14 protein-coding genes are annotated in these 18,035 nt (G+C 54.9%); 3 read left to right on the top strand and 11 right to left on the bottom strand.

Translation table 11 applies throughout. The features are described from left to right. Positions 1 to 78: 78 nt before the first annotated feature. The 4 genes from glgC to asd form a co-directional block, all read right to left on the bottom strand. Positions 79 to 1,356: a glucose-1-phosphate adenylyltransferase gene (gene glgC / locus U869_RS0107265; RefSeq protein WP_025119270.1), complete on the bottom strand. Its 1,278-nt coding sequence runs from the start codon at positions 1,354 to 1,356 to the stop codon at positions 79 to 81. A 12-nt stretch (positions 1,357 to 1,368) separates the two neighbouring features. After that, positions 1,369 to 3,354, bottom strand: a complete 1,986-nt coding sequence (gene glgX, locus U869_RS0107260) for a glycogen debranching protein GlgX (protein ID WP_025119271.1) — start codon at positions 3,352 to 3,354, stop codon at positions 1,369 to 1,371. Then, positions 3,354 to 5,537, bottom strand: coding sequence for a 1,4-alpha-glucan branching enzyme (gene glgB, locus U869_RS0107255; protein ID WP_025119272.1), 2,184 nt, complete (start codon positions 5,535 to 5,537; stop codon positions 3,354 to 3,356). The genes glgX and glgB overlap by 1 nt, the downstream gene beginning before the upstream one ends. 438 nt (positions 5,538 to 5,975) lie before the next feature. Further along, positions 5,976 to 7,082: an aspartate-semialdehyde dehydrogenase gene (gene asd / locus U869_RS0107250; protein ID WP_025119273.1), complete on the bottom strand. Its 1,107-nt coding sequence runs from the start codon at positions 7,080 to 7,082 to the stop codon at positions 5,976 to 5,978. Between the two features lie 197 nt (positions 7,083 to 7,279). On the opposite strand from asd, the gene U869_RS0107245 reads away from it, so the two are divergent. Beyond that, positions 7,280 to 7,873 carry a YhgN family NAAT transporter gene (locus U869_RS0107245; RefSeq protein WP_025119274.1) on the top strand — a complete coding sequence of 198 codons (594 nt, stop codon included), beginning with the start codon at positions 7,280 to 7,282 and terminating at the stop codon, positions 7,871 to 7,873. Positions 7,874 to 7,916: 43 nt separating this feature from the next. Here U869_RS0107245 and gntT read toward each other — a convergent pair whose 3' ends face one another. Beyond that, entirely contained in the window at positions 7,917 to 9,233 is a 1,317-nt protein-coding gene (gene gntT, locus U869_RS0107240; RefSeq protein WP_025119275.1) for a gluconate transporter, read from the bottom strand. A gap of 291 nt (positions 9,234 to 9,524) precedes the next feature. Here gntT and U869_RS0107235 point away from each other — a divergent pair, with 291 nt between their 5' ends. Next, on the top strand, positions 9,525 to 10,031 hold the full coding sequence (locus U869_RS0107235; protein WP_025119276.1) for a gluconokinase: 507 nt from the start codon (positions 9,525 to 9,527) through the stop codon (positions 10,029 to 10,031). A gap of 36 nt (positions 10,032 to 10,067) precedes the next feature. Here U869_RS0107235 and gntR read toward each other — a convergent pair whose 3' ends face one another. Together gntR and U869_RS0107225 are read right to left on the bottom strand one after the other, a co-directional pair. Beyond that, positions 10,068 to 11,063: a gluconate operon transcriptional repressor GntR gene (gene gntR, locus U869_RS0107230; RefSeq protein WP_025119277.1), complete on the bottom strand. Its 996-nt coding sequence runs from the start codon at positions 11,061 to 11,063 to the stop codon at positions 10,068 to 10,070. A 139-nt stretch (positions 11,064 to 11,202) separates the two neighbouring features. Next, positions 11,203 to 11,898, bottom strand: coding sequence for a pirin family protein (locus U869_RS0107225; protein ID WP_025119278.1), 696 nt, complete (start codon positions 11,896 to 11,898; stop codon positions 11,203 to 11,205). A gap of 387 nt (positions 11,899 to 12,285) precedes the next feature. Between U869_RS0107225 and U869_RS0107220 the strand changes: the two genes are divergently transcribed. After that, on the top strand, positions 12,286 to 12,783 hold the full coding sequence (locus U869_RS0107220; protein ID WP_025119279.1) for a GNAT family N-acetyltransferase: 498 nt from the start codon (positions 12,286 to 12,288) through the stop codon (positions 12,781 to 12,783). Between the two features lie 50 nt (positions 12,784 to 12,833). Here U869_RS0107220 and iolE read toward each other — a convergent pair whose 3' ends face one another. The 4 genes from iolE to iolD form a co-directional block, all read right to left on the bottom strand. Then, positions 12,834 to 13,730 (bottom strand): myo-inosose-2 dehydratase, encoded by an 897-nt coding sequence (gene iolE / locus U869_RS0107215; protein WP_025119280.1) that lies wholly within the window; start codon positions 13,728 to 13,730, stop codon positions 12,834 to 12,836. A gap of 61 nt (positions 13,731 to 13,791) precedes the next feature. Further along, complete coding sequence (locus U869_RS0107210) at positions 13,792 to 14,676, bottom strand: sugar phosphate isomerase/epimerase family protein (RefSeq protein WP_025119281.1); 885 nt, start codon at positions 14,674 to 14,676, stop codon at positions 13,792 to 13,794. A gap of 38 nt (positions 14,677 to 14,714) precedes the next feature. Further along, complete coding sequence (locus tag U869_RS0107205) at positions 14,715 to 15,728, bottom strand: Gfo/Idh/MocA family protein (protein ID WP_025119282.1); 1,014 nt, start codon at positions 15,726 to 15,728, stop codon at positions 14,715 to 14,717. Between the two features lie 79 nt (positions 15,729 to 15,807). Beyond that, positions 15,808 to 17,748 carry a 3D-(3,5/4)-trihydroxycyclohexane-1,2-dione acylhydrolase (decyclizing) gene (gene iolD, locus U869_RS0107200; RefSeq protein WP_025119283.1) on the bottom strand — a complete coding sequence of 647 codons (1,941 nt, stop codon included), beginning with the start codon at positions 17,746 to 17,748 and terminating at the stop codon, positions 15,808 to 15,810. Positions 17,749 to 18,035: the final 287 nt, after the last annotated feature.

Genomic DNA, 18,035 nt, shown 5'->3' with positions numbered 1-18,035 from the left:
ACTCCTGAAATTCGGTAAAAACGTCTTTACGGAGATAAGGGGCGTAGCTAGCCACGCCCGAGGTTCCGGCCACAATGGTTACAGTCTTGCCAACATTTCGCGCGTCACCAGCACGATGCCCTCTTCCGAGCGATAGAAACGCTTGCTGTCTTCCTCGGCGTTTTCGCCAATCACCATGCCTTCAGGAATATGGCAGGCGCGATCGATAATGCAGCGGCGCAGGCGGCAAGAGCGGCCAATGTTTACATCGGGCAGTAATACAGAAGAGTCGATGGTGCAGAAGGAGTTCACCCGCACCTTGGAGAACAGCACTGAATGCACCACTACCGAACCGGAAACAATACAGCCACCGGCCACCAGCGAGTTCATGGTCATACCATGGCTACCGGAACGGTCCTGCACAAATTTGGCAGGCGGCAACGGTTCCATATAGGTGCGGATCGGCCAGCCACGGTCGTACATATCCAGTTCAGGCGTGACCGAAGCCAGATCGAGGTTGGCGCGCCAGTAGGCCTCCAAGGTGCCGACATCACGCCAATACGGCGGCAGATCCGGGCCACATCCTACGCAGGAAAGAGTAAACGGGTGCGCCCAGGCAGCCCCCTGAGCTGTGATTTTAGGGATCAGATCCTTGCCGAAGTCATGGGTAGAGCCAGGAGTCGACATATCCTCTTCCAGCAGTTGGTAGAGGTAGCTGGCGTTGAAGATATAGATGCCCATGCTGGCCAGCGACATTTCCGGGTTACCAGGCATGGCCGGTGGATTGGCTGGTTTTTCCAGGAATTCGAGGATCAGGTCATTATCATCAACCTTCATCACGCCAAACTCGCTGGCTTCCTTGCGCGGTACCGGAATACAGGCCACCGTGCACTGCGCCCCTTTTTCGACGTGGTCGATCAGCATGCGCGAATAGTCCATTTTATAAATATGGTCGCCCGCCAGGATCACCACGTATTCCGCTTCATAGCGGCGAATGATATCGAGGTTCTGATAGACCGCATCTGCGGTACCTTTGTACCAATGTTCGGTGCTCAGACGCTGCTGGGCAGGCAGCAAATCGACAAACTCATTCATCTCTTCGTTCAGGAACGACCAGCCACGCTGAATATGCTGCACCAGCGTATGGGAATGATATTGGGTGATCACCCCCATGCGGCGGATCCCCGAGTTCAGGCAGTTGGACATGGCAAAATCGATAATGCGGTACTTACCCCCAAAGTGAACGGCAGGCTTGGCGCGGGTAGAGGTTAAATCTTTCAAACGCGAGCCACGGCCACCAGCCAGGATCAGGGCGACGGATTTATTCGGCAGTTGGCGCGCCAACATCAGAGGGTCTTTATTTTCGTGCTTAACCATAACTGACTCCTTTTAATTGTTCTCTACCAGCACGCAAAGCGAATGCGCAGCCTGGCACCAGGCGGGTAAAACCGCCTGCGAAGGTTCCTGAGTAAAGGGGGCGACAACCTGCCAATCACCCTCGGGTAACGTCATCTCAACGGCCTGCTGCGTGGCGTTGATCACCATCAGCCAGCGTTGCGACAGGCGGATCTGCATGCAGCGATCGCCCTGTTCCCACTGTTGCGCACTGAGCGGCTGCCCCTGCGCGTTCAACCACTGCACGCTGCCGTCTCCCTCCTGCCACCAGCGGTCTGCCTGCAAGGCAGGAATTTGCTGGCGCAAGCGGATCAGCGCGGCGGTGTATGCGGTCAGTGAATCATCCGCATTGGCCCAATCGAGCCAGGTGGTTTCGTTATCCTGACAGTAAGCATTGTTGTTGCCCTGCTGGCTATTTCCGTGCTCATCACCGGCCAGCAGCATCGGTGTCCCCTGTGCCAGAAGCAGCGTGGCAAGCAGTGCTCGCTGGCTGGCCTGGCGGCGTTGCAAGACGGTTTCGTCGGCAATCAGGCCTTCAACCCCGTGGTTACAGCTATAGTTTTGGTCACTGCCGTCACGGTTTCCCTCTCCGTTCGGCTGGTTATGCTTCTCCTTGAAACTCACTACGTCCTGCAAGGTAAAGCCGTCGTGGGCCGTCAGCATGTTGATGCTGGCATTGGGCGCGCGCCCACGTTGGTTGAATACCTCGCTGGAAGCGGCAAAACGCTGGGCAAACTGGCCCAGTGTCAGATCGTTCCGCAGCCAGAAACGGCGGATATCGTCACGAAAATGGTCATTCCACTCGGCAAACCGGCCAGGAAACTCGCCGACCTGATACCCGCCCGGGCCAATGTCCCAAGGCTCGGCGATCAGTTTGCAGCGCCCCAGCGTATCGTCCGCCAGCATCGCCTGAAACAGCGGTGCATCACGGTCAAACGCTGGTGTGCGGCCCAACACGGTGCCAAGATCGAAGCGGAAGCCGTCGACATGGCACTCCCGCACCCAAAAGCGCAGACAATCCATCACCCACGCCACACCTGCTGGCTGATCCAGGCGCAACGTGTTGCCACAGCCGGTGAGGTTATCGTAATCACCGTCTGGGGTTAGCCAGTAGTAACTGGTGTTGTCGATCCCGCGCAGCGACAGCGTTGGCCCATCCACATCCAGCTCGGCACTGTGGTTGAATACCACGTCCAGGATCACTTCAATTCCCGCCCGGTGCAGCGCTTTCACCGCATCGCGGAATTCACGCAACGGCGTTGTACCGGTGCTCAAACTGCTATAACGGTTATCTGGCGCAAAAGGAGCCAACACGTTGTAGCCCCAGTAATTGATCAATCCCAGGCGCTGCAGGCGCGGTTCCGTGGTGTGCTGTTGCACCGGCAGTAGCTCAAGCGCGGTGATCCCTAACCGCTTGAAGTAGGCAATCATCGCCGGGTGGCCCAAGGCAGCAAAACTGCCACGCAATACGGCCGGGATCTCCGGGTGCGTTAACGTCAGCCCCCGGACATGCGCTTCGTAGATCACCGTTTTGCCCCAAGGGGTGGCTGGCGGGCGATCGTCCTGCCAATCGTAACTTTCATCGATCACCACGCATTTAGGCGTCAACGGGGCGCTGTCTTGTGGATCCTGTTGATCGTATCCCCCGTGCAAATGCACATGGTCGGCCACCGGGCCTTCTACCGCCCGTGCCGCCGGATCGAGCAGCAGCTTGTTGGCGTTAAAGCGCAACCCAAGATGCGGCTCAAACGGGCCGTGCACCCGAAAACCATAGCGTTGCCCCGGCTCGCCCCCCGGCAGATATCCGTGCCAGATATCACCGCTGCGGGCAGGCAACGGCAGGCGTGTTTCACGATATTGCGCATCGAACAGGCACAGTTCGACCTGCGTGGCATGTGCAGAAAACAGGGTAAAGTTGATGCCATTACCGTCGTAACAAGCCCCTAAAGGCGCGGCAAGACCCGGCGTCAGCTCTACCATCAAGCCTCCCGCCGCAGATAAACGGTGGCCAACGGTGGCACCATCACGCTGATCGAATGTTCACGGCCATGGCTGCCGATCGGCTGCGAAATCACCCGCCCCTGATTACCGGCGTTGCTACCGTGATAATGGTGTGAATCGGTATTGAGGATTTCCTGATACTCGCCAGCGCGTGAAATACCAATGCGGTAATGAGGACGCGGCACCGGGGTAAAGTTGCTGATGGCAATCAGCTCATTGCCCTGAGAATCGTAGCGTGCGAAGGCAAATACCGAGTTGTCGTGATCGTCGACCACCAGCCATTCAAAACCGTCCGGGCGATAATCGCGCTCATACAGCGGTGCGTTCTGCTGGTAGCAGTGATTGAGATCGCGTACCAGCCGCTGCACGCCGTGGTGCCAACCGTCCAACCCTTCCAGCAGATGCCAGTCCAGACTGGTATCGAAGTTCCACTCACGCCCTTGGGCAAATTCACTGCCCATAAACAGCAGCTTCTTGCCCGGATGCGCCCACATAAAGCCGTAATAGGCCCGCAGGTTGGCAAACTTCTGCCAGGCATCTCCCGGCATCCGGTCCAGAACGGAGCGTTTGCCGTGCACCACTTCGTCGTGCGAAATCGGCAGGACGAAGTTCTCGGAGTAGGCATACATCATGCCGAAGGTCATCAGGTTGTGATGGTATTTACGGTGCACCGGATCGCACTTCATGTAGTCCAGCGTGTCGTGCATCCAGCCGAGATCCCACTTGTAGTGGAAGCCTAAGCCATTGGCATCCGGCGGTAACGTAACGCCCGGATAATCGGTCGACTCTTCCGCCAGCGTCACCGCTCCTGGCCGCTCTTTGCCTAGCGTCTGGTTGGTGTAACGCAGGAAGGAGATCGCCTCCAAGTTCTCATTGCCGCCGTAGTAGTTTGGCACCCACTCGCCGTCGGCACGGCTATAGTCACGGTAAATCATCGACGCCACCGCGTCGACGCGCAGACCGTCGATACCAAAGCGCTCCAGCCAGTAAAACGCATTACCCGCCAAATAGTTACGTACCTCGTGGCGGCCATAGTTGTAGATCAGCGTGTTCCAATCCTGATGGAAACCTTCGCGGGGATCGGCATATTCATACAGCGCGGTGCCGTCGAAGTTGGCCAGGCCATGAGCATCGCTAGGGAAATGCCCCGGCACCCAGTCCAGGATCACGTTGATCCCGGCTTCATGCGCCGCGGCAACAAAAGCTTTGAACTCCGCTGGCGTGCCAAAACGGCGGGTGGGGGCATACATGCCCAACGGCTGATAGCCCCAACTCCCGTCGAACGGATGTTCGTTGATCGGCAGCAGTTCAATATGGGTAAACCCCATATCCTTAACGTAAGGGATCAACTGTTCGGCCAGTTCTTGATAGCTGAGCCAGAAATTATTGTCCGTATGGCGGCGCCAGGAGCCCAGGTGCACTTCGTAGATCGAGATAGGGCGGTCAAAATCATTGGCCCGCTGCCTTTCCGGCGTGTTTTCCACCACCGCTGGCAGCGGCGTGATCAGCGAAGCCGTCTCTGGCCGCATCTGCGCTTCGAAGGCATAAGGATCGGCCTTGAGCTGCACATTGCCGTAACAATCGATAATCTCGTATTTATACAGCTGCCCGGCCTTCACACCCGGTAAAAACAGCTCCCAAATGCCATTCTCCCGGCGCTTGCGCATCGGGTGGCGTCGGCCATCCCAGAAGTTGAACTCACCGACTACCGATACGCGCTGAGCATTGGGTGCCCAAACGGCAAAGCTGACGCCCTCCACCCCATCCAGCGCGCCAGGATGCGCACCCAGCCGTTCATATGGCCGCAGATGTGTCCCTTCGGCCAGCAGCCAGCTGTCAATATCCTGCAACAGGGTGCCAAAACGATAAGGGTCTTCGAGCAGTTGTTGATGGTCGCGCCAGCTGACTTCAAGCTGATAGCGGAAAGGGGTTTTACGACGCGGGACGAGAGCGCTGAAAAAACCACGGGCGTCATCGCAATTGAGCTGAACCAGACGGTTACCGGTTTTACTCTCTACCAGCCAGACGGTGCCCGCATCCGGCAGCAGGGCACAAATCTGTAGCCCCTGCTCGGTCACATGCATGCCGAGCAGGGAAAACGGGTCGGCATAGTGACCGGAAATTAGTTGATTGATCACGTCACGTTCGGGAAGTACAGGCATAGCATTCTTCCTTTGATTAACCGCATGACTTTTAAAAGGCTACACTGAACAAAAAGCAGCCGTTGCACCTATCATGCAATTCATTTGCTACCTAAAGCGTGATTTCAGTCGGTTATTGATTAATCGATCGCCTTCATGCTCGCAGTTTCGCTCTTTATGCTTATTTTTCAGGCGAATTTTCACCATTGATGAAGAACCCTTCATCTACCTAATAAGCATAGTCATCTCTGCTAAAAACATGGGGGCATTACCAAGGAAAATTTTTGCTCGGAAAACCGGCCGAGCGGGCAACCGACAGTGGCTGAGTCTGAGGTACGACAGGCATGACGCCGCCTTCCCTACATCGTCTTTATTGCTACGGCAATCGAAACCAGAAACGGGGAAAACAGGGCATTGGAGGGCTGAAAGAGATCAGCCCTCAGAAAGTTCAGTTCAGGATTACAGCAGGATACGCAGCATGCGGCGCAGCGGCTCGGCCGCACCCCACAACAGCTGATCGCCCACGGTGAATGCGGAGAGGTATTCCGGCCCCATATTCAGCTTGCGCAGACGGCCAACCGGCGTGTTCAACGTACCGGTTACGGCAGCAGGCGTCAGCTCACGCATGGTCAGTTCGCGGTCGTTCGGGATCACCCGCACCCAGTCGTTGTGCGTGGCCAGCAACTGCTCGATTTCCGGCAGTGGAATGTCTTTCTTCAGCTTCAGGGTAAATGCCTGGCTGTGGCAGCGCAAAGCACCGACGCGCACGCACAAACCATCAACCGGGATGATGCTTGAAGTGCTGAGGATCTTGTTGGTTTCCGCCTGGCCTTTCCACTCTTCGCGGCTTTGGCCGTTATCCAGTTGCTTGTCGATCCAAGGGATCAGGCTACCCGCCAAAGGAACGCCAAAGTTATCGGTAGGCAACTTACCGGAACGGGTTGCCTCCGTGACTTTACGCTCGATATCCAGAATGGCCGAGGCCGGATCCTGCAGCTCTTTCGCCACATCGGCATGCAGCATACCCATCTGGGTCAACAGTTCACGCATATGACGCGCGCCGCCGCCAGAAGCCGCTTGATAAGTGGCAACAGACGCCCACTCCACCAAATCGTTGGCAAACAGGCCGCCCAGCGACATCAACATCAGGCTGACGGTACAGTTACCACCCACAAAGGTTTTGATGCCTTTGTTCAGCCCTTCCTGGATCACCGCATGGTTGACCGGATCGAGGATGATGATGGCATCGTCTTCCATACGCAGAGAAGAGGCCGCATCGATCCAATAGCCCTGCCAGCCGGTGGCACGCAGCTTTGGATAGATTTCATTGGTGTAATCGCCGCCCTGGCAGGTAATAATAATATCGAGGGCGCTTAACGCCTCTACATCATACGCATCTTGCAGCGTGCCTTGCTGCTGGCCGCCGAAAGCCGGGGCGGCAGCACCGAGCTGCGAAGTGGAGAAGAATACCGGGCGAATGGCGTCAAAATCGCGCTCTTGCGTCATGCGCTGCATGAGTACCGAGCCGACCATGCCACGCCAACCAATGAAACCAACGTTTTTCATATTTACAGTCCTGCCTTGGAGGATGACTATGCTCTTACCTGTTGAGGGCATGAGATAGAGTTAAATTATAAGTTGTGTGCAATATCTACCCACCTTACAAAATGTCGGCGCAAGCGCAAAGTGAATTTATTCGATACACGGGCAATTCTCAGCAATGCGGCTTATACCCGTCGTTTTTTCTGATTTTGAGGCAATAAATGACAGAAATGATTGCGGCAACGGTGCTGCTGTTTTTAATAATGGATCCGCTGGGTAACCTGCCGATTTTCATGTCGGTACTGAAACACCTGGAACCTCGCCGTCGCCGGGCGGTAGTGATCCGCGAGCTGCTGATAGCCTTGGTGTTGATGCTGATTTTTCTGTTCGCTGGCGAACATATTTTGGCGTTCCTCAACCTGCGCACCGAAACCGTGTCGATCTCCGGCGGGATTATCCTGTTCTTAATCGCCATCAAGATGATATTCCCTTCGCAGGAAGGCAGCGGCAGCGATCTTTCCGCCGGTGAGGAGCCGTTCCTGGTACCGCTCGCCATTCCTTTGGTAGCCGGGCCGTCAATTCTGGCGACCTTGATGCTGCTTTCACACCAGTACCCCAACCAGATTTCGCATTTGGTGGTGGCCCTGCTGATTGCCTGGGGCTTGTCTGCGGCGATCCTGCTGATGTCGAATCTGTTTCTGCGTTTACTGGGAAGCAAAGGGGTGAGTGCGCTGGAACGGCTGATGGGGTTGATTCTGGTGATGCTGTCCACCCAGATGTTCCTGGACGGTGTGCGTGCCTATCTGAATCTTTAACAGCCAGGGCGCAGCAGATAGCGCTGCGCCCCGTCTTTGCGACTTAAACCACCATCGCCAACAGCAGGCAGCCAATCAGGCCACAGACTGAAATGATGGTTTCCAACGCCGACCAGGATTTAATGGTTTCCATAATGGTCAGGTTGAAATACTCCTTGAACAACCAGAAGCCAGGATCGTTAACGTGCGAGAAAATCACGCTACCTGAACCGACGGCAATGACCATCAGTTCCGGGCTAGCCCCGGTAGTGGCAATCAGCGGCGCTACAATGCCCCCGGCGGTGATTGCCGCAACGGTCGCAGAACCCAGCGCAATACGCAGCACTGCGGCGATTGACCAGGCCATCAGGATCGGTGACACGTTGCTACCGTGCATGATGCCAGCAATATATTGCTCAATGCCGCTGTCTACCAGCACCTGTTTGAACGCCCCACCACCGCCGATAATCAACAGCATCATGGCAATGATTTTGATGGATTCACTGATGGTGCCCATCACTTCGTCCATGGTGCGGCCACGGTTCAGGCCAAAGGTAAAGATGGCGATCAGCACGGCAATCAGCGTTGCCATTACCGGGTCACCGAAGAACTCGGCGTAAGACAGGAACGGGTGGCCTTTTGGCAACGCCATTTCCGCTACGGCACGGAATGCCATCAGGATCACCGGCACCAGTGCGGTTGCGACGCTGACGCCAAACCCAGGCATCTCTTCTTCGGTAAAGGTTTTCGGGTTGTATAAACCGACCGGAACCGGCTTATCAATGCCTTTCAGGAAGCGGGCATAGACCGGGCCTGCCAAGATCACGGTTGGGATCGCCAGCAAGGTACCGTACAGCAGGGTTTTACCCATGTCCGCATGGAAAATGGTGGCAATGGCCGTTGGGCCTGGGTGCGGTGGCAGGAAACCGTGGGTAACAGACAGCGCCGCAGCCATCGGTACGCCGACATACAGCAGCGGGATACGCGCAGAGGCGGCAATGGTAAACACCAAAGGCAGCAACAGCACGAAGCCCACTTCATAGAACAGCGCGAAGCCAACGGTAAAACCGGTCAGCACGATGGCCCACTGGATATGCTGTTTACCGAACTTGTCGATCAGTGTGGTGGCAATCCGCTGCGCACCGCCACAGTCCGCCAGCAGCTTACCGAGCATGGCACCAAAGCCCATGATCAGCGCCAGACCGCCCAACGTTCCGCCCACGCCGGCCTTGATAGAACCAATCACTTTATCTACCGGCATACCCTGCATGATACCGACCGCCAGCGCGACCAGAATCAACGAGATAAAGCCGTTGAGCTTAAAGCGGATCATCAGCAGCAGTAGCATGGCTACGCCGATGGCAACAATCACTAGTGGCATAATTTTTCTCCAACCCTTTTATCACTTGGCCTCTTTACGCCACAACGACGAAAGAAGGTGCTTGTTTTTTGTACGGCCCTTTCCTGGTGCTCTGAGTAGGCGGTTGAGTACAGCTTTCCAGATTACAGCCCACCCTCTGGTGGCTTGAAAACGACGGGTATTTCCCTGTTCTATGCTGTGTGATGGTAATCACATCTCCATTTGTTACCCGTATCATGATACCGGTAACATGGTAAGATTCGGAACCAGGTAACCCAGCAAAATTCGCATTCTGAGATAGAGATCAAACTTATGGCGGGAAAAAGCATCATCCTGATGGGCGTCTCCGGCAGCGGCAAATCCACGATTGGCGCGGCGGTAGCACGGGAAATCAAGGCAAAATTTATTGATGGCGACGATCTGCATCCGCGCGCCAATATCCAGAAGATGGCCAGCGGCCAACCGTTGAATGACGATGATCGCGCGCCCTGGTTGCAACGTCTCAACGATGCGGCCTACAGCCTTAATCACAAGAACGAAAGTGGCATCATTGTCTGCTCGGCGCTAAAACGCCGCTACCGCGATCTGCTGCGCAAAGACAATGACAACATGGTGTTTATCTATCTGAAAGGCAGCTTCGAGGTGATCCTGGCCCGTCTGCAAGCCCGCTCCGGGCACTTCATGCCTACCGATCTGCTCAAGAGCCAGTTTGATGCCTTGGAAGAGCCTGGGGCTGACGAAAAAGATGTGGTTTGCGTAGATATTGATACCGATGTTGAAGGCGTAGTTGACCGTTGTGTTGCAGCACTGAAGTCCTAGGTTAGCCATGCTGGGCGCAAACTGTTGCGCCCAGGTTCAGATGCTGCCACCAGGTGCCACGGTGAAACCGACATCCACCATACGCGGGGAAACCTCTTCTCCGCGCAGGCGCGCCAACAGGCGTTCTGCGGCGATCTGCCCCATATGCTCACGCGGCGTCAGCACGCTGGCTAGCTTCGGCACCATCACCTGGCCAATATCGTGGCCGTGGAAACCGGCAATCGCCATATCCTGCGGGATCGACAACCCCTGACGCTGACATTCAAACGCCGCGCCGATCGCCAAGTCATCGTTGGTACAAAAGATACTGTCGATCTGCGGATAATCGCGCTGCGCCTCGCGCAACATCTCGCCCCCCGCCGAATAGGAAGAGGAACGCGCGGTCATGATGCTATAGGTTTCAAGGCCCGATTCACGCATGGCCTGTTCGTAGCCCTGCTGTTTGATAATGGTACGTTCATCCTGGCGTGCACCAAAGTACACCACATGGCGATGGCCGCGAGCGATAATTTGCTGGGTCATTTGGCGGGCCGCTTCAAAGTTGTTGAACCCAACCGCCAGATCGATGCAAGGTGTGACACAGTCCATCAACTCCACCACCGGGATGCCTGCGACTTCAATCATCTTCAGGGTACGTGCGGTATGGTGGCGTTCGGACAGGATCAGTCCATCGATATTATAAGAAAACAGTGACGTCAGGCGCTCTTCTTCACGCTCCGGCAGATAACCGTAGTGCGCCAGCATGGTCTGGTAGTTATGCGCATCGGTAACGCTCTCAATACCCCGCAATACTTCGGCAAACACCTGGTTGGTCAGCGACGGCAACAGCACGCCGATCGCTCGGCTGGTGGCATTGGAAAGGATATCCGGCGCACGGTTGGGGATATAGCCAAGCTCGTCCAACGCTACCGCAATTTTTTGCTGTAAAGCGGCGGAAACCTGATCGGGGTTGCGCAAATAGCGGCTCACCGTCATTTTGGTGACGCCAACCTGATCTGCGACATCTTGAAGTACCGGGCGTTTTTTCTTCATTATCAATGAGCTGGCCAACCATGGATGGGCCGCTATTTTAGCAAATAAAACGGCTTTCCGATATTGTTGGTTCTGTGACCCGCAGAGACAAAAAAGGGCCCAGCACACACTGCACTGGGCCCTTATCATCATTCTGTCATCACACCGGTGGCAGATCGAACAGTAAAATTTCGCTGTCTTCATCGGCATGGATCGACAGTGCCGCCTCATCCCAGACCGCGAATGCATCGCTAATCCCGGCTTTATTGCCATTGATCGATACATTGCCGCGCACTACCTGGATCCAAATGCGGCGTTCTGCCTGGATTGGATAGACCGACTGCTCATCTTTCTTCAGCGCCCAGCGTGACAAGGTCATATCCTGGAACACTTTCAACGAGCCTTCACGAGCATCTGGTGACAGCACCAGTTGGCGGCCCTGTGGCGCATCGAACATACGCTGCTCATAACGCGGCTCCAGACCAACCTGATCCGGAATAATCCAGATCTGATACAGATGCAGCGGCCGATCGCTATTGGCATTGTACTCGGAGTGACGTACACCGGTTCCCGCACTCATGATCTGGAATTCACCGGCATTAATCTGTTCTTTGTTACCCATGCTGTCCTGATGCTCCACCGTGCCACTCAGCACGTAGGTCAGGATCTCCATGTCTTTATGGGGATGAGTACCAAACCCCTGCCCGGCATCGATCACGTCTTCGTTGATCACCCGCAGTGCCGAGAACCCCATAAAATCGGGATCGTAATAGTCAGCAAATGAGAAGGTGTGCCAGCTGTCCAGCCACCCGTGATTGGCATGACCGCGATCTTGTGCCTTACGTAAATAAATCATATTCAACTCTCCTCAACGTTTTCTACAGTCTAGACCTGGCAGAGGAATATGAAAGCGCAAAAATCTCACCCCTCTGTTCAAAAAATTAGGTGGAGTTTGGCAAGGAGTAGCAAAGGGTTTGTGGGATGGGTTAGCCGCTGAATTTGGGCAAAAAAAAAGCCAGCACCCGAGCTGGCTAAGTAAACACTGGAAGCAATGTGAGCAATGTCGTGCCTTCAGCAAACAGTATCAAAGGTTGATACTCTCTCTGAACGCATGACAATAATAATCATTATCATTCGCACCTGTAAAGCGTTTTTTTGACCAATGGGAAATAATATTGACTCGTGACAGTAAACGGATAATTTGGGAGGTTATTCAAACGGTAAACGCGAAAGAGAGGAAGAAATGAGCGAGATTGTAGTTCGTCACGTGGAAAGTAACGATGCTGAAGCCCTCCATCAGCTATTCTCACACCCAGCCGTTTACCGTGACACGCTACAACTACCGCTACCGTCAAAAGCCATGTGGCAGCAACGTATCAATGATGCACAGCCCGGCACCTACAGCCTGGTGGCCTGCATTGACGATCGCGTAGTGGGACAATTGTTCGTGGAGCTCAACCAGCGGGTACGCCGCCGCCATGTGGCGACCATTGGCATCAGCGTAGATGCGGGTTACCACGGCCAAGGCGTGGGTAGTGCGCTAATGCAGGCCATGATCGATATCTGTGATAACTGGGCCGCCATTGAGCGTATCGAGTTAACGGTGTTCACCGACAATCAGAGTGCCATCGCGCTGTATCGCAAGTTTGGTTTTGAGATCGAAGGCACCAGCCGCCGTTTCGCTTTCCGCGACGGTGAAATGGTTGATGCCTACCATATGGCTCGCTTCAAAACTGCATAAGCCAACGGGGCGCTCATATGAACGCCCCGTCTGCCAGGTACCACAAAGATCTAAAGCCCGGTTGTTTCGCGAATATAGCGACGTGCTTTCACTGCATACTCAAAAGGATTGGCCAGCGCCGGATCCTGTTCGGCTTCAACCACCATCCAGCCCTTATAGCCACGCTCATCCAACAGTTTAAATACCGGCCGGAAATCGATCACGCCATCCCCAGGTACGGTGAAAGTGCCTTTTTTCACCCCGTCCAGGAAGCTCAGGTGCTTGGCTTTAACTTCGGCCACCACCTCGTCACGCACATCTTTCAGGTGTACGTGGTTGATACGCGGCAGGTATTTCTCCAGGATTGCCAGCATCGCCTCCTGGCTGCCTTCGGAATAATAGGCGTGCCCGGTATCGAACAGCAGATAAACGTCGTCGTTGACCATGCTCATATAGCGGTCTATTTCTTCCGTGGTCTGGATACCCGTGCCCATATGATGGTGCAGGCAGACCTGCATCCCTTTACCGGCGGCAATTTTCGCCAGCTCGTTATAGCCCTGTGCCACTCGCTGCCACTCTTCATCGCTGAAATAAGGCTTCTCTTCGAATACCGCCTTGGTGGTGCCCTGGATGCTTTTGCTCTGCTCGGAACAACCAATCACCTTGGCTCCCATGGCATGCAGGAAATTCATATGGTTAACAAACTCGTCGATGGTCTTTTCCTTCAGCCCATCGGCGAAGAACGTGCTGAACCAGGCATTACAAATCTGAATACCCCGGATATCCAGCATCGGTTTCAACACTTTGGGGTCACGCGGGTATTTGCTGCCCACTTCACTGCCGGTGAACCCGGCCAGCGCCATTTCACTGACGCACTGCTGGAACGTATTCTCGTTGCCTAATTCAGGCATATCGTCATTCGTCCAGCCAATCGGGGCGATTGCCAGCTTTACATTGTCTTTGTTCATTTTCAGCCTCAGTCATGTAGGCACTTACCGGCTACCTTTCCCGCCGGTGTGGCCAAGAAAGTTATTTACCCAACAGCTCTTTTTCGATGCGCTCTCTGGTTGCCACCGCCTGGGCAGGCATTCTCTCCGGATAACCGAACAGCGAGGTGCAGATAATGGACTCCCCACCGACCTTAAAGGTACGGTTGGCAAACTCCATATCGCGCAGAGTTTGGAACAAGGTCGCGAAGTCTACTTCGCCTTCGCCAATAGCCATATGCTGATGTACCACCGCATCGACGCCCGGCGGATTGACGATATACCGGCAGGGACGGGTGTGATTCATGGTATCGGCAATCAATACGTGGGAAAGATCGCTGCCTGCATAGCGCAGCATATTGGCGATATCGCCGCGCCCCTGGTCGTAATAGAAAGTGTGGGGAACGCTGTAGAGATAGGTCACGTTGTCGCTACGCAACGATTTCACCATGTCGGCGGTTTCGTTGCTTAGCTCGCAAAAGTCCCACGGATGGGACTGGATCTCCATGCGAATGCCTTCACGTTCGATTATCGGCAGCAGTTCCTCCATCGATTGGTACCACAGCTCTTCGCAAATCTCCGGCTCGTTCGGGTTGCCCGCCAGCTCAGTGTTAATCACCTGAACCCCCATCTCCACCGCGATTTCAATCATCCGCCGCCAGTTCTTGACCGCCGCACGACGGCGGTCTTCCCCAGGGCCGGACCAGCGATACACCACGATAAACGAAGATATCTCCACCCCGGTGGCCTTTAACGCCCGTTGATATTCCGCCAGAACGTCACGACCGGCTTTTGGATGCTTATAGAAGGGATTGATCTGCGGATGCGGCGACTGCTCAATGTACTTATAGCCCCAGTCAGCCACCTGTTCCACCATCTTGGTAATGCCCAAATCCTTAATCACATCGACATCAAAAGCGATTTTCATAGTCGTCCCTCTAGAGCGGGAATGTAGTAGCTACGGGCTTATTGGCCATAGAAGCCAGGGCGAGTGGGCAAAGTCACCGGCATCACTTCACCGCTGGTCTGCGCGGCGATACAGGCATCCGCCGCTACCGCAGCCGCATAACCATCCCAAGCCGAAGGCCCGGTTAATTTTCCGGCCAGGACATCGTTGATAAAGGCTTGTAGCTCAACGTCGTAGGCACCGATAAAGCGGTCCTTCCAATCCACCAGGATCTCGGTGGAAAGTTTGGCACCGCTGCGCATTTGTACCGAGGAAGGTTCTGGCAGCTTGGCGATGCCTGTCTCCCCCACTACCTCGCACTGAATGTCGTAGCCGTATTGGCAGTTAACAAAGATTTCGACGTCAATACGGGTACCCTTGGCGGTTTCCATCAGTACAATCTGTGGGTCTCGCAGATGTGGCAGGGCCTTGCTGCTCTTGCGTGGGAACACCACCTGCACCGAGACGTAATCATCGTCCAGCAGCCAGCGCAGTACGTCCAACTCGTGAATAAGCGTATCGGTAATCGCCATATCCGTGGTGTAGTTTTCACCCACCCTTGGGTTGCGGTGGGCGCAATGCAGCATCAGCGGCTCGCCAATCTGGCCACTGGTCAGCACCTGTTTCAATGCCCGGTAGCCCTGATCGTAAGGGCGCATAAAGCCTACCTGCACCAGGCGTTTACCCTGTTTGGCTTCAGCATCCACGATGTTCTTGCAGCCCTGTGCCGTCACCGCCAGCGGTTTTTCGCAAAACACCGGTTTGCCAGCAGCAATAGCGGCAAGCACAAACTCTTCATGGCTTGGCCCCCATGACGTGACCAGCACCGCCTGTACGTCTGAGGAATTAATCAGATCGTGGGCGTTGTCATACACCTTGGCATCCAGCTTCAGCTCACTGACTACCTTGGCCGCACTGTCTCGATTGATATCATTCACCGCGACGACGCGGCTGCCCTGCAACACCTGGCTGCAACGGCGAATATGATCCCTGCCGATGGCGCCGGTACCAATAACCCCAATGTTCAATGTCATTTTCGTTATCCTCGTGGACTGTAAACGTATGAGGGTGCGGCGTATTCCCCGCACCGACGATGACCAAGATAATGCGTGATCAGTAGTCGCGGGCTTTATCAATGTTCTCTTGCAGCTTGCGGGCGACGGCGATGATTTTTTCACTTTCGGCTACCTGGGCACCGCCCACGCGCCACCAACTGAGGTATTTGTGCACCATGGTTTTTGGCAACACTTTAATATCCAGCAGGGTAGAAACTTGCTGCTTGCGGGCATCTGCCAGCGCATCGATCAACTGTTGTTCGGTGGTAATACTGTAGGTTTTGCAACCATAGGCGGCCGCTAGCATGGCAAAGTTAACCGGAACCATATTGCCGTCCAGCTTGCCCCCTTGCGGATTACGGAAACGGAACTCGGTGGTATAGCTCCCCATGCCGTGTTCTATTTGCAGGTTGTTGATGCAGCCGTTGGTCATGTTGTCGAATAACACCACGTTGATTTTGCAGCCTTCCTGAATCGAGGTGACCAGCTCAGAATGCAGCATCATGAATGCCCCATCCCCCACCATGGCATAAACCTCACGCTGCGGTTCCGCGAGCTTGACGCCTAAGGCAGCATTAACCTCGTAACCCATACAGGAATAACCGTATTCCACGTGATAGCCGTGCTCCCCGCGGTTCTGCCAGACACGCTGCAAATCTCCCGGCAGGCTGCCAGCTGCGGCAACGATCACGCCGTCCTGCGGTAAGTGCTGATTCAGCACCCCCAGCACCCGGCTTTGGGTTAGTACGGAACCGGTTTTTTCAATAAATTCGGCGAAGACCCGCTCGCGCTCGAGGCTATCGTCAATTTCTGGCACAAAACCTGCGCCGGTATAGGTCACCTGATAGACACGCTCTGTCTCTTTGTGCTGTTCGCCAAGTGCCTCATCAATGCTTGCTTGCCAATCTGAACGGTAATCGGCCTGTGCCAACAGTGGGCTGAGGGAGGACAGCGCTGCGCGGGCATCTGCCAAGAGTTGCACACCGTCCAGCTTGCCCGCGTCAAATGCGCTGACGTTGATATTAAGGAAAGCCACATCCGGGTTTTGGAACAGCCATTTTGACGAAGTGGTGAAGTCGCTATAACGGGTGCCGATGCCAATCACCAGATCGGCCTGTTTCGCCAAGGTGTTAGCCGCCAGACAGCCCGTTTCGCCGACGCCACCCACGTTGTATGGGTGTGAGGAGAGCACCGTGCCTTTGCCAGCCTGAGTTTCCGCAAACGGGATATGGAACCGCTCGGCAAACTGCTGTAACGCCTGTCCCGCCTGCGAGTATTTCACCCCGCCACCGCAGATGATCAACGGCTGACGCTTACTCACCAGCAATGCCAGGGCATCTGTCAGCGCAGCCTCGCTGGCCGGGCGGCGGTCCAGACGATGCAGCCGCTTTTGGAAGAAATAGTCTGGGTAGTCATAGGCTTCACCCTGCACGTCCTGCGGCAGACAGAGCGTGACAGCACCGGTTTCTGCCGGATCGGTCAGCACGCGCATGGCATTGATACAGGCACTCATCAGTTGCTCTGGGCGCACGATGCGATCCCAATATTTACTGACGGCACGGAAAGCGTCGTTGGTGCTGATGCTCAGATCGTAGGATTGTTCAATTTGCTGTAACACCGGATCGGGCTGCCGGGAAGCATACACATCGCCTGGCAGCAGCAGTAAAGGAATGCGGTTAGCCGTGGCCGTGGCCGCAGCGGTGATCATATTGGCCGCACCGGGGCCGATGGAAGAAGTGCAGGCATAGATCTGTTGGCGCAGTTTCTGCTTGGCAAAGCCGGTAGCAGCATGTGCCATGCCCTGCTCGTTGCGCCCCTGATGTACCACCAGTTCGCCGCAGTCTTGCTCCAGAGCCTGCCCCAGGCCGAGTACGTTACCGTGGCCGAAAATGGCGAAAATACCCTTTACGAATTTGGTTTCTACCCCGTCTACCAGCAGGTACTGGTTGTCGAGAAACCTGACCAGTGCCTGTGCCATGGTCAACTTGATCTTACCCATTTTACTCACCCTTTCTTTTGGTGTTATCCCTTTCTGCTCCAAGCTGTAGCTTGCGAACAGGCAGACATATCCGGTGGCAGTAACGCTGACTTTTGTTATACAAAGGCAGTGCTTTTCGTGTCTGGGTTGTTACATACTGCTCATTCAATAAGCAGTTTGAAACGTGCTTTGATTATAAACAAATATATTTTTCATAAAATATCAATACAGAAAAAACATTTCATTTTGCGATAAGGATCGCATAATGCCAAACCACTCAGGCTAGAGTTATATTTAAAATTCAAATA

The organism is Serratia sp. H1w, from assembly GCF_000633355.1.
Lineage (GTDB): Bacteria > Pseudomonadota > Gammaproteobacteria > Enterobacterales > Enterobacteriaceae > Chania.
The sequence above is the reverse complement of the archived record's forward strand: the minus strand, read 5'-3'. Positions and strand labels throughout refer to the sequence as shown.